The organism is Yersinia rochesterensis (assembly GCF_003600645.1).
Lineage (GTDB): Bacteria > Pseudomonadota > Gammaproteobacteria > Enterobacterales > Enterobacteriaceae > Yersinia > Yersinia rochesterensis.
Window position 1 is genome coordinate 126,726 of record NZ_CP032482.1, and the last position, 26,189, is coordinate 152,914.

A 26,189-nucleotide genomic window follows, 5' to 3' on the forward strand; every position below is an offset into this window, starting at 1 on the left:
AATTTCACCCAAAAGACTGAGATGGACAAATCCACTCGCCGCGTTCAATTCCATACCCCAATTGACACTATTTCTAGCAAAAAAACATCATTTTTAGGGATATTGCTGAAATTTAATTACTACAGCCAGATTATCAGTCTGGCTAATCGGTAATATTGATCCGCCTACCCCATACGAGTTATTTCTGCTGACAGAAATGGTCAACTAATTGGCCAATCAGCTCGCGAGTGGGTTCGATAAAGGCCATATCGATAAATTCATCCGGCTGGTGGGCTTGATTGATGGAACCTGGCCCCAGCACTAATGTTGGGCAAATTTGCTGAATAAATGGCGCTTCGGTGCAGTAGTTCACCACCGCCGTGCGCTCACCCAGCAATTTTTCGATAACCCCGACCATATGATGATCTGTTGGGCATTCATAGCCTGGAATCGGCGGATGCAGTTCATCAATACTCAAGCGGCCCGGCCAGCGCGTACTGACGGGGGCCAGTGCTTCAGTCATCAACTCATTCAAATCACTTAGTGTCAGACCCGGCAATGGGCGGATATCCATATGTAATTCACAGCAAGCACAGATACGGTTTGCAGCATCACCACCATTAATATGACCGAAATTCATGGTCGGGTATGGGATAGCAAATGCCGGATTGTTGTAGCGCTCTTGTAAGCTGGTGCGCAGCTTCATTAGCTCAGTAATGGATTCATGCATCAAATCAATAGCATTCACACCACGAGCGGGATCACTGGAATGGCCGGACTGGCCAGTAATGCGGATAGCATTGGAAATATGCCCTTTGTGCGCCCGTACGGGTTGCAGTGATGTTGGCTCACCAATAATGGCAAAGTCAGGGCGCAACTGGGTGGAGGCGGCAAAATAGCGCGCGCCCGCCATGGTGGTTTCTTCATCGGCAGTCGCCAAAATATACAGCGGCTTGCTCAATGTGCTGGCATCAATATCGCGCACTGCATCAAGAATAAAGGCAAAGAAGCCTTTCATGTCGGCAGTACCCAAACCATACAATTTATTGTCATGCTCGGTCAGAGTGAACGGATCGCGCGTCCAGCGCCCCTCATCATAAGGAACGGTGTCGGTATGACCCGCCAATAGCAACCCGCCGCTACCCTCTCCGCTGCTTTTTTCACCAATAGAGGCAAGCAGGTTAAATTTGTGGCGTGTGTCAGGTACTGGCTGGATTTCGACGCGAAAACCCAAATCTGCAAACCATCCGGCCAACAAGTTGATTAACGCCTCATTGCTTTGGTCGAGGGCGCTATCGGTTGCGCTGATCGATGGCATCGCGATTAACGCCCGATACAGCTCAATAAATGGAGGTAATTTCATCTTCACTGTTGACAGCCTTTGGTTAGGATAGTATCAATATTCATGCATTAATTATGAATAAAAATACAGTAAGCTTGAGCGTAAGGGAACCTAAAGACACCCTTAAATTGACGAAAAAGTCAATACTCAATCACGTGGGGGAACAGTAAGACCTTGCTGATAACCCAAATGCCGGTTTTGACTACTTATGTCTTTATACCGAATAACATTTTTATATCCAAAGTCATTGGAGTTGCAGGTAGGCAGCAAGCGAACGAATCCCGATGAGCTGACACTGGTCAGTGATTCGGGTGAATAAGCGTAGCTAACAACCCCGCAGCTTCAAGTACGAAGGGCAAGGTGAACTGAACCCATGTTGAATACGCTAATTGTAGGTGCCAGTGGCTACGCCGGAGCAGAACTTACGGCTTACCTGAATCGTCACCCACATATGAACATAACCGGTTTAACGGTTTCAGCGCAAAGTGCAGATGCAGGGAAATTACTTTCTGATCTGCATCCGCAGCTAAAAGGCATTATTGATCTTCCGCTACAACCCTTGGTGGATGTGGCTCTGGCGGCAAAAGGCGTTGATGTTGTCTTCCTCGCCACCGCCCATGAAGTCAGCCATGATTTAGCGCCACAATTCCTGGCGGCGGGTTGTGTCGTATTCGATCTCTCCGGTGCATTCCGGGTTCAGGATGCGGAGTTTTACAGTCAATATTACGGTTTTGAGCATCAACATGCCGATTGGCTGGACAAAGCAGTCTATGGATTAGCTGAATGGCAGGCTGAAAAAATTAAGCAGGCCCAATTGATCGCGGTACCAGGCTGCTATCCCACCGCATCCCAACTGGCGCTTAAGCCGTTGGTCGATGGCGATTTACTCAATGAGGCGCAGTGGCCAGTGATTAACGCCGTCAGTGGTGTCAGTGGCGCGGGGCGTAAAGCCAGCATTAGCAACAGTTTCTGTGAAGTGAGTTTGCAGCCGTATGGTTTGTTTAATCATCGTCATCAGCCAGAAATTGTCGCCCACCTTGGCACTCCGGTCATTTTTACTCCGCATTTGGGGAATTTCGCCCGCGGTATTTTGGCAACCATTACCTGCCGCCTGAAAGCGGGTGTGACGGCACAAGATATCGCCGAGGCATACCACAATGCTTACCAAGATAAGCCCCTGGTTCGGCTTTATAAGCAAGGTGTGCCAGCACTGAAAGCGGTGGTCGGTTTACCTTTCTGTGATATCGGTTTTTCTGTGCAGGGCGAGCATTTAATTATTGTCGCGACAGAAGATAACCTGCTGAAAGGGGCTGCGGCGCAGGCCGTGCAATGCATGAATATACGTTTTGGTTTTGTGGAAACCCAATCCCTGTTGTAGGTAACTGGAGGGTTGTAACAGAGTCGAAACTGACATTTTTATCCAATTATATTGAGGCGAAACATGATGAATCCGTTGGTCATTAAATTAGGTGGCGTGTTGCTGGACAGCGAAGAAGCGCTGGAGCGCCTGTTTACTGCATTGGTGACCTATCGCGAGAAGCATGAGCGCCCGCTGGTGATTATGCACGGCGGTGGTTGTCTGGTTGATGATTTGATGAAAAAACTCGCGTTGCCGGTGGTGAAGAAAAACGGCCTGCGTGTGACTCCAGCTGATCAAATTGACATTATTACGGGTGCATTAGCGGGTACTGCCAACAAAACATTGCTGGCTTGGGCGGTGAAGCATGACATCAATGCTGTTGGCTTATGCTTGGGCGATGGCCATACCGTGTCGGTCACTCCGCTGGAGGCAGAACTCGGTCATGTGGGTAAAGCCGAAGCTGGCTCACCGGCTTTAGTGCAAACCTTACTGGCCGCGAATTACATGCCAATCATCAGCTCTATTGGTATTACTGCTGATGGCAAATTGATGAATGTCAATGCCGATCAAGCTGCAACAGCTTTGGCCGCGACACTGGGAGCCGATTTGATTTTGCTGTCGGATGTCAGCGGGATTTTAGATGGCAAAGGCCAGCGTATTGCTGAAATGACGGCACAAAAAGCTGAGCAATTGATTGCTCAGGGCATCATTACTGATGGTATGGTGGTTAAAGTGAATGCAGCGCTTGATGCGGCTCGCTCATTGGGTCGTCCGGTGGATATCGCCAGTTGGCGTCATGCCGACCAACTACCAGCATTGTTTAATGGGGTGCCGATTGGCACGCGTATTTTGGCCTAATACTGTTTATTTTATTATAAATTTTTATAACCCAAAGTCATTGGAGTTACAGGTAGGCAGCCAGCAAACTCATCCCGATGAACTTACTCAAGTAAGTGATTCGGGTGAGCGAGCGCAGCTAACAACCCTGTAGCTTCAAAGGCGAAGGGGAGAACTTAAGGAAGTAAGACGATGGCATTATGGGGCGGGCGGTTCAGTCAGGCGGCAGATCAGCGTTTTAAGCAATTTAATGACTCTCTGCGGTTTGATTACCGGCTGGCAGAGCAGGATATTATCGGTTCTGTTGCCTGGTCTAAAGCACTGGTCACGGTTGGCGTTTTAACGGCGGCTGAACAGCAACAACTTGAGCAGGCGCTCTCTGTTTTATTAGAGGAAGTTCAGGCCGATCCACAGGCCATTTTAGCCAGTGATGCTGAAGATATTCACAGCTGGGTAGAAACCAAGCTGATTGATAAAGTGGGCGATTTAGGTAAGAAACTGCACACCGGGCGCAGCCGTAACGACCAAGTGGCGACTGACCTGAAGTTGTGGTGCAAATTCCAGATAACCGAATTAAAAACGGCTGTGCAACAGTTGCAGCAAGCGCTGGTTATGACTGCCGAAGCCAATCAGGATGCAGTGATGCCGGGTTATACCCATTTACAGCGTGCTCAACCAGTCACCTTTGCCCACTGGTGCTTGGCTTATGCTGAAATGTTAGCCCGTGATGAAAGTCGGCTGCAAGATACCCTAAAACGCCTTGATGTCAGCCCGTTAGGCAGTGGCGCATTGGCGGGTACCGCCTATGCTATCGATCGCGAACAATTGGCGGGCTGGTTAGGTTTTGCCTCGGCGACTCGCAATAGTCTGGACAGTGTTTCTGACCGTGACCATGTGTTGGAATTACTGTCTGACGCCAGCATTGGTATGGTGCATTTGTCGCGTTTTGCCGAAGATTTGATCTTCTTCAACAGCGGCGAAGCGGCTTTTGTCGATTTATCTGACCGCGTAACCTCAGGTTCCTCTCTGATGCCGCAAAAGAAAAACCCCGATGCGCTGGAATTAATCCGTGGGAAATGTGGCCGAGTACAAGGCGCATTGACCGGGATGATGATGACGCTGAAAGGCTTGCCTCTGGCTTATAACAAAGACATGCAGGAAGACAAAGAAGGCCTGTTTGATGCACTCGATACTTGGCTCGACTGCTTGCATATGGCGGCGCTGGTGTTGGATGGCATTCAGGTAAAACGCCCGCGCTGTAAAGAAGCGGCTGAGCAAGGTTATGCCAATGCCACTGAATTAGCGGATTATCTGGTCGCCAAAGGTGTACCTTTCCGTGAAGCGCACCATATTGTCGGTGAGGCCGTGGTTGAGGCGATTCGTCAGGGGAAAGCATTAGAGGCTTTATCGCTGAGCGATTTGCAAAAATTCAGTGCCGTCATTGGCGATGATGTTTATCCGATTTTGTCATTGCAATCTTGTTTAGATAAGCGGGTTGCTAAAGGCGGTGTTTCACCGCAGCAAGTGGCTTCAGCCATTGCAGAGGCTAAAACGCGACTGTTTTAGTTCGCCAAGTATTAATATTAGCAATGGGCCACTTTTATAGTGGCCCATTTTACATTATAGAAACTTAAATATATTTATTGTTATTACAGTAATGATTATTTCGTTATTCCTTATTCTGCCAAGAGCCTTAATTTTTAACTCGATGCTGCATTATTTTTAATGTACCGTTGAGTTCACACTCACAAATGGGTATGATAATCATTATCAAATCGTGGCGTTGTAGTAAAACTTCTACTAGTATTAAAAAATATTAAAGGAATTTAATGTGGAAACATAAACGGAAGTATTGACTCGATATATTACCCTGTTCACTAAAGAATAATATTAAGTTTTTTTAACGATTTATTTTATTAACTCCATTAACTTATTTGTTTTATATCAAGCCATAACATATCAATACCTCGGAGATTTATATTATTCGGGGTGATTTTCTATTACCCTATATTGGTTTTTATATAATTAAAGTGATGCTAAATAATTAATATATATATTAGTTTGTATTAATAAGGATGGAATCTCATAAATGGAAAGTATAGTTAGAGATAAAAAAGTGACAATAAATGCAATGAATAAGATTGCATTTGGGATATTGTTAGCGATCGCGGCACAAGGTTATTCAGAGCATGTCAAAGCTGATGATACCGTGCCATCATCGAAAGAAAATGACATGGTATTGGATAAGCTCAAAGTAGAGGGAGCCAGTAATGCGCAGGAGGGGGACTGGGTTTATGATGAACTCCATTCGGTCAGTGAAATCTCCCGCGAGCAATTAGATAACCGGCCCGCGCGCCATGCGGCAGATATATTAGAACAAACGCCGGGAGTCTATTCCAGTGTGAGTCAGCAAGACCCGGCGTTATCAGTGAATATCCGTGGCATGCAGGATTATGGTCGCGTCAATATGAATATTGACGGCATGCGTCAGAATTTTATGAAAAGTGGTCATGGTCAACGCAATGGCGTGATGTATATTGATCCAGAAATATTAAGTAATGTAGTGATTGAAAAGGGCGCTCCCAGCGGTGTTGGCGGAGCGGGAGTTATTGGTGGGGTTGCCACTTTTAATACTATTAATGCCAGTGATTTCCTCGAGTCGGGTAAAGAGATAGGCGGAAAAATCCGCGCTATGCACGGTGATAATGGCACTAATCTTATTGGCAGTGCCGTGTTGGCAATGGGTAATGAATATGGCGATCTATTAATCGCTGCCAGCGAGCGAAATTTAAGCGATTATTGGCCGGGCAATAAAGGAATTCTGGGCGATATTCGTTTTGGCACAGCCACAGAAAAATTAAGTTATGATATTAAAAATAATAAAGTGCCATTCACTAATTATAAAATGCACTCACAACTGGCCAAGTTGGGTTGGAATTTATCCGCCGACCAACGGTTAACATTCAGTTATCTGCAAACCCAAATACATAGCCCTAATGCCGGCTTTATGACCATGGTAAAAGAAGGGCCAGGAATAGGAAAGCATGGCTGGGTAAGCAGCAGTGTGAGTAACGTGGCGAATCGCAATATTGGGCTGGATTATAGCCTCAAGCCCGAGCATATCGCCTGGCTAGATCTAACGGCGAAAATCTATTACGTTGATACTGATGATAAAACTAATACTCATAATGCCAATGTTGTTTTCCGCGATAAATTCTGGACTCAAACCCGGCTGAGTACCCGGGGTTTACAACTGCAAAACACCAGTTTTTTTACCCTTGCTGACCACCACCAATTCCGCCTCAATTATGGTCTTGAGTGGTTTAGTGACCGTTCCTCTGGCAACTCCACTCATGAGTCGATGCTAGGCATCACCCCTCCGGGTAAGCGCGCCATTACCAGCACTTTTGCTCAGTTGAATTATGATTATGATAATTGGCTGCGGTTGGAGGGGGGGTTGCGTCACGACCAATTTAGGTTACAAGGAAATACCTGGATGCAGAGCGAAGATTTCCGAGCAGCTTATACCCGTGAAAACCGCTGTAACAAAAAGGTACATGAGCAACATGTTACCAACGAATGGAAGCGGTGTGTAATTACACCGATGAAAATGGCCTGGGAGGTCGATCGCCGTGAACAGCAACTGTCACCCACGGCAGCCATTGGTATCAAACCTGGCGTGCAATGGCTGGAGTTTTTTGGCAATTACGGTAAGTCCTGGCGGCCACCGGCGATTACCGAAGTGCTGGCCACCGGCAGCGCCCATGGTCACGGCTGGATTTTGCCCAATCCGCTGCTGGCAGCAGAGCATTCCAAAGCCTGGGAAACCGGCATTAATATCCAGCACAGTAATCTGTTTATTGAAGAAGATCGTCTGGTGGCCAAACTGGCCTACTTTGATACCCGTGTGACTAATTATGTCAATCTTGAGCTATCCAAAGAAAAGCCCTTGCATGGAGGGGGTAGCTTTGCTAATGCCACCTATATTAATAATTTACTGGCAACCCAATTTCGTGGTCTGGAATATCAATTAAGTTATGATATGGGTTTATTTTATACCAACCTTAATTATACCAGAATGATTGGTGTCAATAGTATTTGTTCAAAAAGGGCTTGGTTAGGGGGGGTGAAAAATCTTGCCGGCAATAATAGGTATGGGCATTATAGTGTTAATAATGATTATATAAATAATATTATTGACTGTCGGGAAGCAAGAAACTTATTTGGATCTTCTGCTTATTTACCGGGTGATCGCGGTAGTTTAACTTTAGGTGGTAGAATATTTGATAAAAAGCTGGATCTCGGCACCGTTATTCGTTATAACAAAGGACACCAAGATAGTTCAGTCATTGGTAATGACGGTAATGTAAATACCGCTTATGTTGCGGATTGGCCAAAATATACCATATTTGATCTTTATGCCAGTTATAAGTTAACTAATAATTTAATTTTGCGCAGCTCAATAGAAAATATAACCAATCGCGCTTATCTTGTTAGTTATGGTGATTCAATTTCTTTTTCCCCGAATCGGGGTCGAACTATTCAGGGTGGTTTTGAATATAAGTTTTAGTTTTTAATATAAAATTAAAACACAGATGATAGATATAAATATTGAATGTAAAGTCTTCAGATGAAGTGTTATTTTCATTTGTGGGTCGAAGTGGCTCAATGATGAGTCATGTATATGTTGTTTAATATAAGGGAATTATTATGACAGTAACTATTCAATATAATAGCGAATTTAAAGATTACACTCTCTCTTCTTATGCTCAACAGTGGGCCACTAAACATGGCGATATCAAAGACACTGGGGCCGAAGGATACTCCAAAGATTTTGGCCAATTTGCCGGTGGCGGATGGATTGATGGGACCCAATATTCAGTGAGTAGCTCTCATGGTACAGGTACCGCAATGATTGTTGACGGCGATTTGAAGTACTCCTTTATGCCTCAGTATACCTTCTACGGCAAAATGGAAGGCTTGGAGTTAGGCGAAACATTGGCTAATAATCAAAATGGTATCGGTAAGCAGCTTAACGATCTGCAACTGAAATTGTGCGATGTAGATATTACCGGTGAGTTTGACCCTGCCAAAACCATGGCAGAGAACCATCAGGGCGAAATGCATAAAGCCACTTATGGTTTGATGCGCGGCAATGCGGAACCGCTGCTGGAAATACTCGCTGCTAAAGGTATTGATGTGAATACGCCACTGAAAGATATGGCTATCGCCAGCCAATTCGATACCACAAGTGAAATGATGGCTGACGCGCCAATTATTGATACTATCGGTTCATATGATGGTGCTGAAATATTGATGGCTGCGTAATAAAGGCCGTCATAACATCATTTTTTGAGTTGTACAAATAAAATAAAACCACCGCGAGCTACTCTGGTTGGTTTGGCATATATTGCTGGCGGTGGTTACTGTAATTTTATCCCGTAGATATATATGACTCATTGATGGGATATAGATTCATTGTCAATTAAAAGGATATTATTATGACAGTAACTATTAAATATCACAGTCAATTCGCAGACCACACCATATCTTCTTATACCCAGCAGTGGGCTACTGCTTACGGTGACTTAGTTCAGGCCAGTAATATTGATGAGCTATATTATTTCTTTAGCGATATCGACGCTAATGATAATAATGAAATCGTTCTTGCTGGTTTTAAAAGCCCTTATCAGAGCGAAGCAATAATTATTGGTGGGACGCTCTTGGGTGATAATGGAAGAATGGGGATTGATAATTATATTCAATCCTTGGAGTTTGGTGAGTCATTAATTTCTAATACTGATAATACCGCTAAACAACTTGAACAAGTGCAGTTGAGATTCGATGGCTTAGAAATTGAAGGTGATTTTTATCATTCAGCCTGTTCATTATCTCGTGCGATACACGCTGAACCAGGCAAACCTTACCAAGATGGGGCCGATCAAGGCACATACAATTTGCTGAGAGGCAATGCCGACTCAATGTTGGAACTCCTCAAAGCCCAAGGTGTTGATATCAATACTCCACTGAAAGATATGGCGATTGCCAGCCAGTTGGATACCACAAGTGAAATGATGGCTGATGCGCCAATTATTGATACTATCGGTTCATATGATAGTGCCGAAATATTGATGGCAGCATAATAGTAATAAAGATCATGATAATATCATTTTTAGATAAATAAAACAAAACCACCGCGAGCGACTCTGGTTGGTTTGGCGTATACCGCTTGCGGTAGACATTGTAACTTTATTTTATTCCGTAGAGATATATAACTCAATGGCGAGTTATATATTATTAATGGTCAAATGAAAGGATACTATTATGACTGTGGAAATAAAGTATCAACCAAAAATTAAAAATGAAACAATTTCTTCCTATCTTCATCAATGGGCAACTAAATTTGATGATATGGTTTTGATTAAACCAGATATAGAATACAGTATTATCTCCTCCACTAAACCCTCCCCTCCAGTTTCCGGTAGAAAAATTGCTGCGGCCAGCTCCCATCTTTACGATCAGAAAAAAGCAGCAATAGTGACAGAGTTTGTAGCAACGATTAATATAGATATAGAGGATTTACTCGATCAGCACTTAATTCCAGATATTAGCGGGAGTTTAGAGTTAGGTGAAAATTTATTCCCTACATCTGATCTGAAAGGTATAGGATTTGAACAGTTGCAACTTCAGGAAGTGCAATTGGAGTTCAGCGGATTAGATATTGCAGATGATATAACTAATTCTATTTATACTTTATCTTATGTACTGAATGAGGATAAAAACTATCAAGGTGGAGAGGATCTTGGAATATACAACTTACTAAGAGGTAATGCAGAACCCATATTAATGAAGCTGGAAGCACAAGGCATTGATGTGCACACTCGGCTTAAAGATATGGCTATCGCCAGTCAGTTTGATATTGCCAGCGATATTATGGTCGATACATTAGATATTGAAACTGTCGGTGTGCCACAAGAATTATTAGCCGCATAATTAAAAGGATATTATTATGGCCGTTACTATCACATATGATAAAAAAATCAGTCATGAGTCTATTTCTTCATATACACGTAAATGGGCTAATTATTTCGGCGATATGACGCTAGCACCGTCTGATAACTCAGATGAAGATTATATTTTTCAGTTAGGGTCATACAGCCCAGCCGATTCAGGGAGTCTCTATGCATATGGAAGAATCAATCCTCAGCAGAATAATGTAGCGATAACCACTGGGTATGTAGCAACCACATCAATGGTAGGTGATGATCTATTTAATCAGCAAGTCACTGCGGGCATCAACGGAAGCTTGTATTTTGGTGAGAAAATATCGCCTCTTTCTAATATTGAGTTAAGTAAAGGCCAGCTCGACCATGAAATATATTATCGACTTAAGAATGAGAAGTTAAAATTTGACGGACTAGATATTGCAGATGATATAGAAAGTTCATTTTATATGTTGCTCCATTCCTACATTCATCATGACTGCCTAAGTGGTAAAGATCTCGGCGTATACAGTTTATTAAGAGGCGATGCCGAACCGATACTGAAAAAGCTGAAAGCGCAAGGTATTGACGTAGATACACCGCTTAAAGATATGGCTATTGCCAGTCAGTTTGAGGCCGCCAGCGAAGTTATCAATGACGCGCCAGTAATTGATACTGTCGGGACCGCCGCTAATGTTGAAATATTATTAGCTGCTTAATAAAGATTGTAAAAATTATTTTTTTGGTGAGTTGATAATATTACCGTCATACCTTGGATGATACTGGTTATATTTGTATCACTAAGGGTTTAAATTATTGTATTTGAGAAATAAAACAGCGCTAACTCAGACAGTAATCCTACTTTTAGTATGGGAATGGACGCCATGGAATCATATAAAATCCCAGAGACTTCCTCGGAGTCTCTGACTATCCTTTCTGTTTTAGCCCATCATAAGAAGAGTCTCTGGGGAATAGGGCTATTTACCGCAGTAATTAATCTTTTAATGTTGGCCCCCGCTATTTATATGCTGCAGGTTTATGATCGCGTTTTGGCGTCAGCGAATACCATGACATTATTGATGCTCACTATTTTGGTACTGGGAATATTTGTATTTATTGGCTTACTTGAATGGATTCGCAGCGCGATAGTTATTCGGCTTGGGACTCGGATTGATATGCAACTTAATCAACGGGTCTTTAACGCCGCGTTTTCATCTCAACTTGTGGGCCATAAAACACCGGCAGCACAAGCTTTAAATGATCTGACCTCTCTACGTCAGTTTGCGACGGGAAATGCCCTATTTGCCTTTTTTGATGCTCCTTGGTTCCCACTTTACTTATTGGTCATTTTTGTCCTCCATCCCTGGTTAGGTGTATTAGCCGCATCCGGTGCTTGTGTGTTGATTTTTTTAGCTTGGCTCAACCAGTGGGTGTGTAAAAAGTCATTAAAAGAAGCTTCCACAATAACTTCACAAGCAACACAGCAAGCCAATGCGAATTTGCGCAATGCAGATGCTATTGAAGCCATGGGAATGTTGGATGCATTACGCAGACGTTGGTTAGTCCAGCATTCACATTTTCTTTATCAGCAAAATATTGCCAGTGACAAAAGCAGTCAGGTGACTGCGGCATCTAAATCCAGTCGCCATGCTTTGCAATCAATGATGCTAGGGCTAGGTGCATTACTGGTCATTGACGGCGCAATTACGGCGGGAGTCATGATTGCTGGTTCAATTTTAATCGGCCGGGTATTAGGGCCTATTGACCAGTTAATTGCAGTTTGGAAACAATGGAGCCAGGCGCGGTTGTCTTATCAGCGTCTGGCTCATTTATTAGCAGAGCATCCACCTGTACCCGCAGGTATGGTTTTGTCTGCGCCAATAGGAAAACTCAGCGTAATACAGCTCACTGTTTGTAAGCCGGGCACACATATCCCAATTTTATATTCCATCAACTTTGAATTGCATCCCGGTAATATTTTGGGTGTTTTGGGGCCATCCGGCAGTGGCAAATCGACCTTGGCGAAACTGTTGGTCGCATGTAAACCGGCTTTCAGCGGTTCGGTGCGATTAGATAGCGCGAATATCTCTCAATGGGATAAAGCCCACCTAGGGCAATTTATTGGTTACCTGCCACAGGATATTCAGCTATTTCGAGGTTCGATTGCTGAAAATATTGCGCGCTTTGGCACGATTGACACAGTAAAAGTTATCGCGGCGGCTCAGATGGCGGGGGTTCACGATTTAATCTTACATCTGCCGTGCGGATATGACTCTCAACTAGGCGAGGGCGGTGAGGCATTATCTGGCGGCCAGCGCCAGCGCATTGCTTTAGCACGGGCAATGTATGGTGTACCACGGCTTATTGTGTTGGATGAGCCAAATGCCAATTTGGATAAAGAAGGTGAAAAAGCTTTATTAGAAAGCATTATCCGGCTCAAACAGCAGGGTTGCACCATTGTGATGATCACCCATAAGCCAGAGTTATTGTCAGATAGCGACTACCTATTGCTGCTCAATAAAGGGCGGGTGGAATTGTTCGATCGTACTGCAACCGTTTTACAGCAGATTAAAGGGCAGGAGAAGCCGCCGGTTAAAGATGAAGTCAAAGCACCAGCGAGTAAAAAGTCTTGGAATAGCGGTATCTCATATGGTGCTGTCCCAGCTCGCACGGCATCACAAAAATCATGATATTAAATATATCCACGGAAGGAGAAGTCACCGATGTTACCTGAATCTAGTCGTAGCTCGGCTAAGAATATGCATCAAAACCCACCGCCGCTTCAGACCAATAGCGGGAGATATCTTAGCCTTGGCGGGTTATTGGTTATAGGCGGTTTCATCGGTTCTTTGCTTTGGGCGGGGTTGGCACCCTTGGATAAAGGTATTGCTGTTATGGGGCATATTGTTGTCGCGGAAAATCGTAAGTTGGTTCAACCGTTGCAAGGAGGGCGTATTCAACAATTGCATATTGCCGAGGGTGAGGACGTCACAGAAGGGCAGTTACTTATCACGCTGGATGATACTGCAATGCGTAGTCATCGGGATAACTTACAGCATCAGTATTTGAACGCCCTCGCTCAGGAAGCCCGTCTCACTGCGGAACAACATGAATTGCCGACAATTACTTTTCCCCCGATGTTGCTCCAGCACCCCGCGCAGCCTTTAGTTGAACGCAATATTGTTTTGCAACAACAGCTTTTTCGTCATCGCCGCCAAGCTCAACTGAGTGAAATTGCTCGGTTATCTGCACAAATTACTCGTCACGAGAGTCAGTTGGATGGATTACAAACGATGCGAGGCCATAACCAGCAACAATTTGACTTGTTCCAGCAGCAATTACAGGGGGTTCAGTTATTAGCGAGAAATGGTCATGTTTCTCAAAGCCAACTGTTAGAGATGGAGCGACAGGCGATTTCACTGCGTGCCAATATAGAGAAAAATACCAGCGAAATCTTGGAGCTTCACAAGCAAATTGGTGAAACAGAGCAGCATATCTTACAACGGCGTGAACAGTATAAAAGTGAGAATCGCGAGCAACTGGCCAAAGCGCAGCAAAGCACTCAAGAGTTAGAGTTGCGTTTGGGGGTTGCGGAATATGAGTTAGATAACACGCGTATTTACGCGCCAGTCAGTGGCACGGTTATCGCGCTTGCTCAGCATACTGTTGGCGGCGTGGTCAGTACCGGGCAAACATTAATGGAGCTGGTTCCCAGTGGGCAGCCATTATTAGCGGAGGCTCAACTACCCGTGTCCTTAATTGATAAGGTGGTGATTGGGCTACCCGTAGATCTGAATTTCTCTGCCTTTAATCAAAGTAATACCCCACGATTACAAGGTTCTGTATTGCATGTTGGTGCGGATCGGATACAGCATCCTCAGACTTTAGAGCCTTATTATCCCTTAACTGTCGCTATTGATATTGAGCAAACTGAGCTAGAAATCCGGCCCGGTATGTCAGTTGATATTTTTATCCGCACAGGGGAACGGTCATTACTTAATTATTTGTTTAAACCGCTCACAGACCGCCTGCATGTCGCCTTTGCTGAAGAGTAATTCTTGAGAGGTAACGGATTAAAAATAAAGGAATATAGTGATTCAATTTATGAAAAAACGACAGGATAGCGGCAGTATCATGCTTTGGTGGGGAAGTATCTTATTTACCAGCGGCATCCATATCTCTCTGATATGGCTATTGAGTCACACATTTATGCTCCCGCCCTCAACAGAGGTCTCTCCTGTGGCAATGATGCTCGCCTTGTCGACAGAACCGGAATTTACCCAAAACTTAGAGCAAGATTCGGTGGTGGGGATCACCCAAAACACCAATGAGCCAATAGTCGAGCAGTTGGAAAACCAACCAGAAGATGTCAGCCAAGTGCTGACCGCTCCCGAGCACTCTAATGCTGCGTTGGTTGTTGAAAGAAAGGTAGACACCGATAAAAAAGAGCCGACCAAGGTAAAACGACCACAACAAAAAGTCATAACATCGCGCCAACCTATCAGCGAGCAATTACCTGAAAATCAAAGTAAACCTTCTACGCCCGCAGTGACAACCAGCACACTATTGTCTGGCGAAAGTCACCAGGTTGCGGCGGCCGCGAACAGTGATTCGGCGCATAATCAAAAGAGTAAAATGAATTGGAAAAGCCGCTTACAAGGGCATTTGGCGGGGTTTAAACGTTATCCTCTCCGCGCCAAAAAACAGCGCCAACAAGGAGACGCGATTATCCGTTTTGTGGTCAATAAAGAGGGATATGTGCTCTCCGTTAAACTCATTAAAAGCAGTGGAACAGCGGCTTTAGATCAAGAAGCATTGGCCGTGATTAAACGCGCCCAACCATTGCCTCCGCCGCCGGCCGGGTTGTTATCGAATGGGCAGGTAACATTGGCTATGCCCATTGGTTTTGAGCTGAAAAGTAAAAAATGGTGAATGGTGGCGGCCGTTTGAAACCGTTTAGAGCAATAACAAAGTTGATAAGCGGGGAAATGTGCTGAATGGGTCGTAGCGGCGTGTGCCGCGGGAGCGCCCATCGGTGCAGTCGCCTCGTCAATCACCGAGCTATAAAAAAGGTTTGTCAGTAACCTAAACCGGGCATAAAGCCCGGTTTAGTTAGCGAGAAAAGATTAGGTGGAAATATTATTCACCAGGGCAGCGCAGACAACGCTCCGCCTCGTCAGTGCCCAGTTTTAACTTGGACTGCAAATCACGTAATGCTGTACGCAAACCTTCCTCAATAACGGGATGGTAGAACGGCATATCCAGCATTTGATTGATGGTCATTTGCTGTTGATGTGCCCACGCTAATAGATGTGCAATATGCTCGGCGCTCGGCCCCATCATTTCAGCACCCAGGAAGCGACCTGTTCCCTGTTCGCCATAAACCCGCAAAATACCTTTGTTTTTCAGCATGACACGCGAGCGACCTTGGTTCTCAAAAGAGACTTCGCCGATTTCAAAACAACCGCATGCACTGAATTTTTGCGACAGCTCGCGGAAAGTAGAGCCAACCATTGCGATTTGTGGATCAGAAAACACCACTGAAATTACGCTGCGGCGTAAACCCGGCACTACTTCAGGGAATCCGGCAGCATTCACCCCGGCAATGCGGGCCTGATCACTGGCTTCATGCAACAATGGCAATTGGTTACTGGCATCCCCGGCGATAAAGATATGTGGCACGCTGGTCTGCATTGTCAGCCGATCGGCGGACGGTACACCGCGCTCATCAAGCTCCAGTGAGGTATTTTCCAGCCCCAGTTTATCAACATTTGGACGGCGACCAGTGGCCGCTAAAACATAATCCACCATAATTTCTTGTGGTGAACCGGCTTCATCCAAATAGCGGATAAAGACTTTATCCCCTTCGCGCTGCATCACTTCAACTTTCACATCTGGATTGAGATAGAATTCCTCACCCAGCGTTTTTGCTGCGTAATTACGCACAATACTGTCTGTCAGGGGGCCGACACCACCACCCACGCCGAACATTTTAACTTGAACACCAAGCCGATGCAGCGCCTGACCCAGCTCCAGCCCGATAACCCCAGGGCCGAAAACTGCGACTGATTCGGGTAAGTCATCCCAGTTGAAAACGTCATCATTGACGATAAGCCGGTCACCCAGCTCATTCCAGGCGGCAGGCCAAGTTGGGCGAGAGCCGGTAGCAATCACGATACGCTGCGCAATGATTTTTTGTGAAGAAAGGCCAATGTGATCATCTACTTGCAGTGTATTGTCATCAATAAAACGGGCGTACCCCTGAATTTTATCCTCTGCTGGAATATTATCGACACCTTCCAGCACAAAACCAACAAAACGGTCGCGTTCGCGCTTCACGCGATCCATCACTTTGCGGCCATTAATCAAGATATTACCTTGCGGATGGATACCAAAACCGGGCGCTTTTTCAATCTGATGCACAGCTTCAGCCGCGGCAATCAGTAGTTTGGATGGCATGCAACCGACGCGGGCACAGGTGGTGCCGTATTCGCCACCTTCAATCATCACCACATTTGGGGTCGACAGTTTGGCAGCGCGATAAGCGCCAAGCCCGGCAGTACCGCCGCCAATAACGGCGACATCAACGTTTAAGGTTTTCATGTCTATTCCTAACAGAAAAAAAGGGTAGGCCGAAGCCTACCAAGTATACCCTTCGTATTTGAAGCTACAGGGTTGTTAGCTACGCTTACCCACCCGAATCACTTACTTGAGTAAGCTCAACGGGATGAGTTCACTTGCCGCCGACCTGCAACTTCAATGACTTTGGGTATTCACGATATCTTTATTTTTATTAATGTCATTAAGCAGACAGATAACTTTCTAAATCATCACTGCCACCAATGTGGCGACCGCCGATAAATACCTGTGGCACAGTTCCGCGGCCAGTTACAGCTCTCAGACTGACCGTCGTTGCATCTTTACCCAGCACGATTTCTTCATACTGAATACCATGGTCTTGCAGCATTTGTTTTGCTTTGGCGCAGAATGGGCAGCCCGGCTTGGTAAAGACAGAAACAGATTCCTGTACTTTAAAATCAGGGGCCAGATATTTCAGCATAGTGTCAGCATCAGACACTTCAAACGGGTCGCCCGGTTTGTTTGGTTCGACAAACATTTTCTCAACCACACCGTTGCGCACCAGCATGGAGTAACGCCATGAACGCGGACCAAAGCCCAGATCCGCTTTCTCAACCAGCATATCCATGCCTTTGGTGAACTCGCCGTTACCATCAGGAATGAAAGTGATATTTTCAGCATGCTGATCGGCTTTCCAAGCATTCATCACGAAAGTATCATTGACTGACACACACAGAATGCTATCAACACCGTGCTGTTTAAACACACCGGCCAGTTCGTTATAACGCGGCAGATGGCTGGATGAACAGGTCGGGGTAAAGGCACCCGGCAGTGAAAACACGATGACAGTTTTATTGTTGAACAATTCATCGGTAGTGACATCAACCCACTGGTCGCCCTGACGGGTATGGAAAGTCACTTGTGGAATTTTTTTACCTTCTTGACTAGTGAACATCTGTAACTCCTTAATTAAAAAATAAAATATTTAAATTTTTCTAGGTATCTCTTCGTTGGGACACATTATTCATTTTATCACTTGATAGTTCTAATCACTGGTTGCTATCTTATCTATCGTCAATGGCTATCATAAAGCGGAGCACCGATGAATATTCGTGATTTAGAATACCTGGTGGCGCTGGCTGAATTCAGGCATTTCCGGCGCGCTGCCGACTCTTGTCATGTCAGTCAGCCCACATTAAGTGGTCAGATTCGTAAATTGGAAGATGAACTGGGCGTGATGTTGTTAGAACGCACCAGCCGGAAAGTGCTGTTTACGCAGGCTGGATTACTGCTGGTGGATCAAGCCAGAACAGTATTACGGGAAGTGAAAGTGCTCAAAGAAATGGCCAGTTTGCAGGGTGAGAGTATGTCTGGCCCGCTGCATATTGGGCTGATTCCTACTGTTGGGCCATATCTATTGCCGCAAATCATTCCTATGTTGCATCAAACATTCCCGAAACTGGAAATGTATCTGCACGAAGCGCAAACCCAAAATCTTCTGGCTCAGTTGGATAGCGGCAAACTCGATTGCGCTATTTTGGCATTGGTCAAAGAAACCGAGGCCTTTATTGAAGTTCCACTGTTTGATGAGCCGATGCAATTGGCGATTTATGCTGATCACCCGTGGGCCGATCGTGACAAAGTGCAGATGCATGAGCTGGCGGGTGAGAAATTACTGATGCTGGAAGATGGTCACTGTTTGCGTGATCAGGCGATGGGTTTTTGCTTCCAGGCGGGTGCTGATGAAGATACACATTTCCGCGCCACCAGTTTGGAAACATTGCGTAATATGGTTGCTGCGGGCAGCGGAATTACGCTATTGCCATCACTGGCAGTGCCGAATGAAAGAAAGCGCGACGGCGTTTGTTATCTGGAATGCTACAAACCCGTGCCAAAACGTACCATTGCGTTGGTGTACCGCCCCGGTTCCCCATTGCGTGGACGCTATGAGCAACTTGCCGAGGCGATACGTGAACACATGCAACCGCGCATGAGTTCAGAGGCTGTTAACCAAAAGTTAGAACAGGCGGTTTAATCCATTAAGCGCCGCCACTCGGTAGGCTTCCGCCATGGTCGGGTAGTTGAAGGTAGTATTAACGAAATATTCGATAGTATTGCCTTCTCCTTTTTGTTCCATGATGGCCTGCCCGATGTGGATAATTTCCGCCGCACGTTCACCAAAGCAATGAATGCCAAGGATCTGTTTGGTTTCGCGATGGAACAGAATCTTCAAACTACCGGTATCCATACCCACGATTTGCGCCCGCGCGAGGTGTTTAAATTGCGCCCGGCCGACCTCGTAGGGGACTTTCATTGCAGTCAAGTCCTGTTCAGTTTTACCTACCGAACTGATTTCCGGAATGGTGTAAATACCCGTCGGAATATCTTCAATCAGGTGAGTATTCGCCTCACCTTTGATCATTGCCTGCGCTGCAATTCGCCCTTGGTCATAAGCCGCCGAAGCCAGACTTGGGTAGCCAATCACATCACCCACCGCATACACATGGGGCAGCGCTGTTTGGTACATGCTGTTGACCTTCAACAAGCCACGGCTATCTGCTTCTAGCCCAATATTATCCAAGCCCAAACCACTGGTGTTACCGGTGCGGCCATTGGCATATAACAAGCAGTCGGCTTTGACTTTTTTGCCCGATTTTAAATGGACAATAACCCCATCAACCGTGCCTTCAATTTGCTCAAACTCTTCGTTGTGGCGAATAACCACGCCGTTATTCCAGAAGTGGTAAGAGAGGGCATCTGACATTTCCTGATCGAGGAAAGCCAAAAGGCGGTCGCGGGTATTGATTAAGTCGACTTTGACACTCAAACCACGGAAAATTGACGCATATTCACAGCCAATCACCCCCGCACCATAAATAATGACGTGCTGTGGTTCATGGCTGAGTTGTAAAATGGTATCACTGTCGTAAATACGTTCGTGGGTAAAATCCACGTTTGCTGGGCGATAAGGGCGTGAGCCCGTCGCTATCACGATATTATCGGCTCGCAGTGTATCGTTGGTGCCGTCGGCATAACGCACATTGATAGTATTGGCGTCTATGAAGCTGGCATCACCGGAGAACATTTGGCAGTGATTGCGATCATAAAAACCTTGGCGCATACGGGTTTGCTGGTTAATAACGCGATCCGCATGGTTTAAGATATCAGCAAAAGAAGAGCTGATGGTTCTGGCATTGTCACTGTAGAGTGGGTTTTGGTTGAACTCGATAATTCGGCTAACGGCGTGGCGCAAAGCTTTGGAAGGGATAGTGCCCCAATGGGTGCAGCCCCCGCCCACATTATTATACCGTTCAATCACGGCAATGCGGGCGCCTTGCTTGACCAGCCCCATAGCGGCGCCTTCACCGCCAGGACCCGAGCCAATAACAATGGCATCAAAATGGAAGTGCTGTTGCATGTAGGAGAGACCTGTTTTTATACAAAATTACAACGCCACATTAACATCATCCCAAGTATAACCCAATAAACAATGGGCAAATCACCGTGATGTATGCTGTAAAACGGCAATTCCGTATTGGGATGATACGTTTGTATAACGGTTGTTACTATAAAGTTTGGTATATTGCTGACTATATGTCTTAGATTGAGAAATTGGATATCCCTTGGGTACGATTATGGGCGTCAGAGCACAACAAAAAGAACGGACTCGTCGTTCCCTTATCGAAGCGGCATTCAGCCAACTGAGTGCTGAGCGGAGTTTTACCAGTCTGAGTTTGCGGGAAGTCTCCCGTGAGGCGGGTATTGCACCGACTTCTTTTTACCGGCATTTCCGTGATGTAGACGAGCTTGGGCTGACAATGGTCGATGAAAGCGGCCTGATGTTGCGCCAACTTATGCGGCAAGCGCGTCAGCGGATTGCTAAGGGCGGCAGCGTTATCCGCACTTCAGTTTCAACTTTTATGGAATTTATCGGTAATAACCCGAATGCATTCCGCTTATTGCTGCGGGAACGTTCTGGGACTTCCGCTGCATTTCGTGCGGCAGTTGCGCGTGAAATTCAGCATTTTATTGCTGAGTTGGCCGATTACCTCGAGCTGGAAAACCACATGCCGCGCAGCTTCACTGAAGCTCAAGCTGAGGCCATGGTCACAATAGTGTTCAGTGCGGGTGCAGAAGCGCTGGACGTGGATATTGAACAACGGCGACAGTTAGAAGAACGTTTGGTTTTACAACTGCGGATGATCTCCAAAGGCGCTTATTATTGGTATCGTCGTGAGCAGGAAAAGCTGGCGGTGTCCCACGTTTAATAAGGAAAAGGTAAGGAAAATGATGGAAGAATCGTGTTCTGAAAAACAGCCACACTCTGAAAAGCAACCCCACCGTGAAACGGGTACGCTGCTGCTGGCCTTGATTACGGGGTTGGCAATAAACGGCTCATTTAACGCGTTATTCAGTGGATTTGTTCCTTTTTCAATCTTTCCGCTGCTGGCATTATTTTTGGCGGTTTATTGTTTGCATCAGCGCTATCTCAATTTTGCCATGCCGCGAGGCCTGCCCGTGCTAGCGGGTGCGTGTTTCTTACTTGGTATTCTAGTGTATAGCGCGATTGTGCGGGTTGAGCATCCGGCGATCGGCTCTAACTTTGTTCCCTCTATTTTGAGTGTGGCGTTGGTGTTTTGGATTCTGTTCAAACTGAAAGCACGTAAATCGATGCAGACAGATATCAATACTGATAGCGGCACGGATACAGATAATCAGCAGCCGCAATAGCTTTTCTGTTCACCAATATCTCTAAATCGAAAGGGCAACATTGCGTTGCCCTTTTGTTTGTGTCCGATTCTTGCTTTTCGTCAGTCTCTTTTTTCCAACAAAACTCCACATTCCATATGATGGGTGTAAGGGAATTGATCAAATAGCGCTAATCGGCTGATTTTATGGGTATGTTGCAGCTGTTCCAAATTGGCGCACAGGGTCTCTGGATTACAAGAGATATAAAGGATGCGCGGATAAGCTTGTACTAACTTGACGGTTTCATCATCCAACCCACTGCGCGGTGGGTCGACAAAAATGGTTTCGCAGTTATAGCTAGTTAAATCAATATCTTTCAGTCGGTTGAATTCACGCACACCTTGCATGGCTTGGGTAAACTCTTCCGCGGACATACGGATAATTTGCACGTTGTCGATATGATTGGCGGCAATGTTGTATTGCGCCGCCGCCACTGACGGTTTGGCGATTTCAGTCGCTAATACGCGTTCAAAATTACGTGCCAATGCCAGCGAGAAATTACCGTTGCCGCAATATAGCTCCAATAAATCGCCGCTGGCATGTTGGGTGACATCAATCGCCCATTCCAGCATATGAATATTCACCGCAGCATTAGGTTGGGTGAAGCTATTCTCAACCTGACGATAAATCATCTCACGGCCGGCAACCGGCAGCACTTCGTCGATATAGTCGTGATCCAGCATGATTTTGGTTTTTGACGCCCGCCCAATCAGTTGCAGATCAAAGCCTTGCTCACGCAATTGGTCACGCAGTTCCCGCGCTTTCTGCTGCCATTCTTCATCTAATGGACGGTGATACAGCAAAGAGGCGATCAGCTTGCCGCTCAGAGTCGATAAGTAATCAATCTGGAACAGTTTGCGCCGTAAAATCGGCTCGGCTCTGATGGCAGTCATCAGCACGCTCATCAGACGATTAATTAACAAACTGGCGACCGGGAATTGCTCAACCCGAATCCGCTGCTTGGTTTGTTGGTCAAACATGATGTGGTACAAATCGTCTTCATCATGCCAAACGCGGAACTCGGCTCTCATGCGGTAATGCTGTGCGGGAGAACGAAATATTTGCGGTTCAGGGGCTTGAAACGGCGACATCATCGCCTGAAGACGGGCAGATTTTTCCGCCAATTGGTGCTCGTAGCCGTCAGTCGGCAGGATGTCAGGAGTCATGTTTCTTCTCGTCTGGACATGATAAAAGAGGTTTATTGCAGCGGATTGTAGGGAAAGTAGCTCTGATGTCCAGTTTTTGTCACTTAATTAATTTGTTACATGAATGGAAGTCTAGACATCCATTTAACTTAATAATAACATTGCCGTCCGGTCTCAAGCTGTTACTTAAACACTTAAGAGTTAAAAGGGAATCCGGTGTAAATCCGGAGCTGACGCGCAGCGGTAAGGGGATGTTACGGCGATAGGTTTCAACCAGACACTGTCCGAAAAGACGGGAAGTCATCGCCCGCTCTGTATAGTAGAGATCCCAAGCCCGAAGACCTGCCGGTATCACGTCGCAATATTCGTGGTCGTCGCGTAATACCGACCATGGCACTGCGGCATCCGCTATTTGAGTTTGGATGCTTTCCTAAATGATCATTAAAAATACAATGACAATAAAAAAATATACGCTGTTCACAGCCCTTTCTGTGACGGCGTTTTCTGGTTGGGCGCAGGACAACACAGCTAATAAAGATGAAATGGTGGTGACTGCCAATCGTTTTAAACAACCGGTTTCTACAGTATTGGCACCTACCGATGTGGTCACTCGCGATGATATCGAGCGCTGGCAGACAAAAAGTCTTAATGAAGTCATGCGCCGTTTGCCTGGTGTGGATATTGCCCAAATGGGAGGATTGGGTCAGGGTTCTTCTATGTATATCCGTGGTACGGAAGCGCGTCATGTGCTCATCTTGATTGATGGTATCCCACTGGCTCGCACCGGTATCGTTAATAGCGTCAATCTCGATCAAATCCCGATTTCCTTGGTGCAGCGGATTGAGTATATCCGTGGGCCGCGCTCTGCAGTCTATGGTTCGGGTGCAATTGGTGGCGTCATTAACGTGATTACGCAAACAGACCAGGAGGGCGCGCAGATTAATGCCGGTGTCGGTTCCAAGGGCTACCAGCAATATGATGGCAGTGTTCGCCAGCGTTTTGGCGATACCTTAGCCACATTAGCAGGGGGATATCAGACCACCAACGGCTATAACATCAAACCTAACTCACCCAATCCAATCGACAACGACCGCGATGGTTTTCGCAATAAAAACTTCTGGGCAGGGTTGGAACATCAGTTTAACCAAGAGATTTCCGGTTTTGTTAGAGGTTATGGTTATACCAACAATACTGATTACGATATTGGCAGTTTGTCGTCCCCTTCATACAGCGGCGATGAAGAGCGGCTATATAACCATACTTATGATGCAGGGTTGCGTTATGCATCGGGAGCTTATTCTTCCCAATTAGTCGGTAGCTATCAGAAATATAAGGATTATAACTTTAGCAGCCAATATGGCCGCTATGGTGTGGCTACCACACTGGATAATATGGATCAGCGTAATGTGCAATGGGGCAACACTTACAGCTTTGAAAGTGGAACACTGAGCGCGGGCCTGGACTGGCAACAGCAGCGCCTGACCTCATCTAACCAAAATATTTCAGATACTTATAAGCGGGATAACACCGGTTTATACCTCAGTGGGCAGCAGAAACTCGGCGATGTCACGTTGGAAGCTTCTGGCCGTGGGGATAAAGATGAGCAATTTGGCTGGCATGAAACATGGCAAACAGCGGTGGATTGGGAATTTGTTCCGGATTACCGCGTGACGTTATCTTACGGAACCGGCTTTCTTGCGCCTTCATTGGGTCAACAATATGGCTCGCAGCGCTTCAACATCATTTCAAACAGTGACCTTAAACCTGAAGAATCCCGCCAATGGGAAGCTGGGCTGGAAGGGGTAACTGGGCCGGTTGATTGGCGCTTGTCGGCTTATCACAATAAAATTGAAAACCTGATTGATTACTCCTTTGATAATTCAATCGTCAAGGGGCAATACTACAATGTCAATTCTGCGACCATCAAAGGCGTGGAATGGACGGGGAACATCACTACCGGCATATTTACGCATGCGGTTACCCTGCAATATATTGACCCGCGTAATGATCTAAATAATGAGGTATTAGCTCGCCGTTCTAAGCAACAGGCTAAGTATCAGTTAGATTGGACGATGTTCAATCTTGATATGGACGTCTCTTATCAATATTACGGTAAACGCTATGACAACATCACTTCGATTTATAACTCAACTCAGCGCGAATTATCGAGTTACAGCATAGTAGACGTTTCAGCTGGTTATCCGGTTACTTCTCATCTCACAGTTCGTGGTAGAATTGCTAACCTGTTTGATAAAGAATACGAAACGGCTTATGGCTATAAAACCGCTGGACGAGAGTATTACCTCACAGGAAGTTATAACTTCTAAGGCTGATACTGCTCCTCGCCCGACAGCACTGATTTTTGATTCCGGTGTTGGCGGGCTATCTGTTTATCAAGAGATTCGGCAATTACTGCCGGATCTCCACTATATATATGCTTTCGATAACGTCGCGTTCCCTTATGGGGAGAAGTCAGGTGAATTTATCGTTGAGCGCGTATTAGACATTGTCACTGCGGTACAACAGCGCCATCCGCTGGCGATTGTGGTTATCGCCTGTAACACGGCCAGCACGGTCTCTCTTCCTGCTTTACGCGAGCGTTTTGATTTCCCCGTCGTCGGTGTTGTTCCGGCGATTAAACCTGCGGTACGGCTCACGCGGAATGGTGTTGTCGGCCTACTGGCCACCCGTGGCACAGTTCATGCTTCTTATACCTTGGATTTGATTGAACGTTTTGCCACAGATTGCAAAATTGAGTTGTTGGGATCATCCGAGCTGGTGGAGCTGGCGGAAACCAAGCTGCATGGTGGTGCTGTGCCGCCGGAAGCATTAAAGAAAATCCTTCATCCGTGGCTCGCCATGCGTGAACCGCCAGATACCATTGTTTTAGGTTGCACCCATTTCCCTCTATTAACTGAAGAGTTAGCGCAAGTGCTACCAGAAGGTACCCGAATGGTCGATTCCGGTGCTGCAATTGCTCGCCGTACCGCCTGGCTTATCTCTTCTCAGGAAAATGTCGTTTCTTCTCAGTCGGAAAACATTGCGTATTGCATGGCATTGAATGCGGACACTGACGCTTTATTACCCGTTTTGCAGAGTTATGGCTTCCCAACGCTGGAAAAACTACCAATTTAACGGCGTTTTGACTAAAGATTCAGCGGTTGAAAAGTTTTTTCAAATTAGGGGTTGCAGCCTGTCAGGAACTCCCTATAATG

Annotated in this window: 21 protein-coding genes and 1 riboswitch; of the genes, 16 read left to right on the forward strand and 5 right to left on the reverse strand. The window is 45.9% G+C overall.

The window, feature by feature from the left end:
• Positions 1 to 178 precede the first annotated feature (178 nt).
• Positions 179 to 1,342, reverse strand: a complete 1,164-nt coding sequence (argE, locus tag DXZ79_RS00635) for an acetylornithine deacetylase (protein WP_038638027.1) — start codon at positions 1,340 to 1,342, stop codon at positions 179 to 181.
• Positions 1,343 to 1,694: 352 nt separating this feature from the next.
• Here argE and argC point away from each other — a divergent pair, with 352 nt between their 5' ends.
• The 11 genes from argC (at position 1,695) to DXZ79_RS00690 (ending at position 15,433) form a co-directional block, all read left to right on the forward strand.
• Positions 1,695 to 2,699 carry an N-acetyl-gamma-glutamyl-phosphate reductase gene (gene argC, locus DXZ79_RS00640; RefSeq protein ID WP_038638030.1) on the forward strand — a complete coding sequence of 335 codons (1,005 nt, stop codon included), beginning with the start codon at positions 1,695 to 1,697 and terminating at the stop codon, positions 2,697 to 2,699.
• A gap of 66 nt (positions 2,700 to 2,765) precedes the next feature.
• Positions 2,766 to 3,539: an acetylglutamate kinase gene (gene argB / locus DXZ79_RS00645; RefSeq protein WP_038638033.1), complete on the forward strand. Its 774-nt coding sequence runs from the start codon at positions 2,766 to 2,768 to the stop codon at positions 3,537 to 3,539.
• Positions 3,540 to 3,710: 171 nt separating this feature from the next.
• Complete coding sequence (gene argH, locus DXZ79_RS00650; RefSeq protein WP_038638036.1) at positions 3,711 to 5,084, forward strand: argininosuccinate lyase; 1,374 nt, start codon at positions 3,711 to 3,713, stop codon at positions 5,082 to 5,084.
• A gap of 523 nt (positions 5,085 to 5,607) precedes the next feature.
• On the forward strand, positions 5,608 to 8,088 hold the full coding sequence (locus DXZ79_RS00655) for a TonB-dependent hemoglobin/transferrin/lactoferrin family receptor (RefSeq protein ID WP_038638038.1): 2,481 nt from the start codon (positions 5,608 to 5,610) through the stop codon (positions 8,086 to 8,088).
• Between the two features lie 140 nt (positions 8,089 to 8,228).
• Complete coding sequence (locus DXZ79_RS00660) at positions 8,229 to 8,846, forward strand: heme acquisition protein HasA (protein ID WP_050292133.1); 618 nt, start codon at positions 8,229 to 8,231, stop codon at positions 8,844 to 8,846.
• 173 nt (positions 8,847 to 9,019) lie between these two features.
• A complete protein-coding gene (locus tag DXZ79_RS00665; protein ID WP_038638045.1) occupies positions 9,020 to 9,661 on the forward strand; it encodes a heme acquisition protein HasA in 642 nt (213 codons plus the stop codon).
• Between the two features lie 181 nt (positions 9,662 to 9,842).
• Positions 9,843 to 10,511 carry a heme acquisition protein HasA gene (locus DXZ79_RS00670; RefSeq protein WP_038638048.1) on the forward strand — a complete coding sequence of 223 codons (669 nt, stop codon included), beginning with the start codon at positions 9,843 to 9,845 and terminating at the stop codon, positions 10,509 to 10,511.
• 16 nt (positions 10,512 to 10,527) lie between these two features.
• On the forward strand, positions 10,528 to 11,220 hold the full coding sequence (locus tag DXZ79_RS00675) for a heme acquisition protein HasA (protein ID WP_038638051.1): 693 nt from the start codon (positions 10,528 to 10,530) through the stop codon (positions 11,218 to 11,220).
• 165 nt (positions 11,221 to 11,385) lie between these two features.
• Positions 11,386 to 13,191, forward strand: coding sequence for a type I secretion system permease/ATPase (locus DXZ79_RS00680; RefSeq protein ID WP_038638054.1), 1,806 nt, complete (start codon positions 11,386 to 11,388; stop codon positions 13,189 to 13,191).
• Positions 13,192 to 13,224: 33 nt separating this feature from the next.
• Complete coding sequence (locus DXZ79_RS00685; protein ID WP_038638057.1) at positions 13,225 to 14,556, forward strand: HlyD family type I secretion periplasmic adaptor subunit; 1,332 nt, start codon at positions 13,225 to 13,227, stop codon at positions 14,554 to 14,556.
• A gap of 49 nt (positions 14,557 to 14,605) precedes the next feature.
• On the forward strand, positions 14,606 to 15,433 hold the full coding sequence (locus DXZ79_RS00690) for an energy transducer TonB (protein ID WP_162928709.1): 828 nt from the start codon (positions 14,606 to 14,608) through the stop codon (positions 15,431 to 15,433).
• Between the two features lie 207 nt (positions 15,434 to 15,640).
• Here DXZ79_RS00690 and DXZ79_RS00695 read toward each other — a convergent pair whose 3' ends face one another.
• The gene (locus DXZ79_RS00695; RefSeq protein WP_120010987.1) at positions 15,641 to 17,104 is read right to left on the reverse strand and encodes a dihydrolipoyl dehydrogenase; all 1,464 of its coding nucleotides are present in this window, start codon (positions 17,102 to 17,104) and stop codon (positions 15,641 to 15,643) included.
• Positions 17,105 to 17,303: 199 nt separating this feature from the next.
• A complete protein-coding gene (locus tag DXZ79_RS00700) occupies positions 17,304 to 18,035 on the reverse strand; it encodes a glutathione peroxidase (protein ID WP_038638063.1) in 732 nt (243 codons plus the stop codon).
• Positions 18,036 to 18,182: 147 nt separating this feature from the next.
• Here DXZ79_RS00700 and oxyR point away from each other — a divergent pair, with 147 nt between their 5' ends.
• A complete protein-coding gene (oxyR, locus tag DXZ79_RS00705) occupies positions 18,183 to 19,115 on the forward strand; it encodes a DNA-binding transcriptional regulator OxyR (protein WP_038638066.1) in 933 nt (310 codons plus the stop codon).
• Here the strand turns inward: oxyR and sthA are convergent.
• Entirely contained in the window at positions 19,098 to 20,498 is a 1,401-nt protein-coding gene (gene sthA, locus DXZ79_RS00710) for a Si-specific NAD(P)(+) transhydrogenase (RefSeq protein WP_038638069.1), read from the reverse strand. The genes oxyR and sthA overlap by 18 nt on opposite strands.
• A 217-nt stretch (positions 20,499 to 20,715) precedes the next feature.
• Here sthA and fabR point away from each other — a divergent pair, with 217 nt between their 5' ends.
• Both fabR and DXZ79_RS00720 read left to right on the forward strand, forming a co-directional pair.
• Positions 20,716 to 21,348 carry an HTH-type transcriptional repressor FabR gene (gene fabR / locus DXZ79_RS00715; RefSeq protein ID WP_038638072.1) on the forward strand — a complete coding sequence of 211 codons (633 nt, stop codon included), beginning with the start codon at positions 20,716 to 20,718 and terminating at the stop codon, positions 21,346 to 21,348.
• A 19-nt stretch (positions 21,349 to 21,367) separates the two neighbouring features.
• Positions 21,368 to 21,811, forward strand: coding sequence for a YijD family membrane protein (locus tag DXZ79_RS00720; protein WP_072089203.1), 444 nt, complete (start codon positions 21,368 to 21,370; stop codon positions 21,809 to 21,811).
• Positions 21,812 to 21,891: 80 nt separating this feature from the next.
• Here DXZ79_RS00720 and trmA read toward each other — a convergent pair whose 3' ends face one another.
• Complete coding sequence (gene trmA / locus DXZ79_RS00725) at positions 21,892 to 22,995, reverse strand: tRNA (uridine(54)-C5)-methyltransferase TrmA (RefSeq protein WP_038638075.1); 1,104 nt, start codon at positions 22,993 to 22,995, stop codon at positions 21,892 to 21,894.
• A gap of 131 nt (positions 22,996 to 23,126) precedes the next feature.
• A riboswitch (cobalamin riboswitch) is annotated at positions 23,127 to 23,338 on the forward strand.
• 70 nt (positions 23,339 to 23,408) lie between these two features.
• On the opposite strand from trmA, the gene btuB reads away from it, so the two are divergent.
• Both btuB and murI read left to right on the forward strand, forming a co-directional pair.
• The gene (gene btuB, locus DXZ79_RS00730; protein WP_072089202.1) at positions 23,409 to 25,301 is read left to right on the forward strand and encodes a TonB-dependent vitamin B12 receptor BtuB; all 1,893 of its coding nucleotides are present in this window, start codon (positions 23,409 to 23,411) and stop codon (positions 25,299 to 25,301) included.
• Positions 25,246 to 26,109, forward strand: coding sequence for a glutamate racemase (murI, locus tag DXZ79_RS00735; RefSeq protein WP_120010988.1), 864 nt, complete (start codon positions 25,246 to 25,248; stop codon positions 26,107 to 26,109). Before btuB ends, murI begins: the two co-directional genes overlap by 56 nt.
• Positions 26,110 to 26,189: the final 80 nt, after the last annotated feature.

Coding starts and splice junctions, on each gene's coding strand:
- DXZ79_RS00720 (WP_072089203.1), top strand. CDS start 21,368: ATGATGGAAGAATCGTGTTCTGAAAAACAGCCACACTCTGAAAAGCAA.
- oxyR (WP_038638066.1), top strand. CDS start 18,183: ATGAATATTCGTGATTTAGAATACCTGGTGGCGCTGGCTGAATTCAGG.
- sthA (WP_038638069.1), bottom strand. CDS start 20,498: ATGCAACAGCACTTCCATTTTGATGCCATTGTTATTGGCTCGGGTCCT.
- DXZ79_RS00665 (WP_038638045.1), top strand. CDS start 9,020: ATGACAGTAACTATTAAATATCACAGTCAATTCGCAGACCACACCATA.
- btuB (WP_072089202.1), top strand. CDS start 23,409: ATGATCATTAAAAATACAATGACAATAAAAAAATATACGCTGTTCACA.
- DXZ79_RS00670 (WP_038638048.1), top strand. CDS start 9,843: ATGACTGTGGAAATAAAGTATCAACCAAAAATTAAAAATGAAACAATT.
- murI (WP_120010988.1), top strand. CDS start 25,246: ATGGCTATAAAACCGCTGGACGAGAGTATTACCTCACAGGAAGTTATA.
- argB (WP_038638033.1), top strand. CDS start 2,766: ATGAATCCGTTGGTCATTAAATTAGGTGGCGTGTTGCTGGACAGCGAA.
- DXZ79_RS00680 (WP_038638054.1), top strand. CDS start 11,386: ATGGAATCATATAAAATCCCAGAGACTTCCTCGGAGTCTCTGACTATC.
- trmA (WP_038638075.1), bottom strand. CDS start 22,995: ATGACTCCTGACATCCTGCCGACTGACGGCTACGAGCACCAATTGGCG.
- DXZ79_RS00700 (WP_038638063.1), bottom strand. CDS start 18,035: ATGTTCACTAGTCAAGAAGGTAAAAAAATTCCACAAGTGACTTTCCAT.
- DXZ79_RS00690 (WP_162928709.1), top strand. CDS start 14,606: ATGAAAAAACGACAGGATAGCGGCAGTATCATGCTTTGGTGGGGAAGT.
- DXZ79_RS00685 (WP_038638057.1), top strand. CDS start 13,225: ATGTTACCTGAATCTAGTCGTAGCTCGGCTAAGAATATGCATCAAAAC.
- DXZ79_RS00675 (WP_038638051.1), top strand. CDS start 10,528: ATGGCCGTTACTATCACATATGATAAAAAAATCAGTCATGAGTCTATT.
- fabR (WP_038638072.1), top strand. CDS start 20,716: ATGGGCGTCAGAGCACAACAAAAAGAACGGACTCGTCGTTCCCTTATC.
- argE (WP_038638027.1), bottom strand. CDS start 1,342: ATGAAATTACCTCCATTTATTGAGCTGTATCGGGCGTTAATCGCGATG.
- DXZ79_RS00660 (WP_050292133.1), top strand. CDS start 8,229: ATGACAGTAACTATTCAATATAATAGCGAATTTAAAGATTACACTCTC.
- DXZ79_RS00695 (WP_120010987.1), bottom strand. CDS start 17,104: ATGAAAACCTTAAACGTTGATGTCGCCGTTATTGGCGGCGGTACTGCC.
- argH (WP_038638036.1), top strand. CDS start 3,711: ATGGCATTATGGGGCGGGCGGTTCAGTCAGGCGGCAGATCAGCGTTTT.
- argC (WP_038638030.1), top strand. CDS start 1,695: ATGTTGAATACGCTAATTGTAGGTGCCAGTGGCTACGCCGGAGCAGAA.
- DXZ79_RS00655 (WP_038638038.1), top strand. CDS start 5,608: ATGGAAAGTATAGTTAGAGATAAAAAAGTGACAATAAATGCAATGAAT.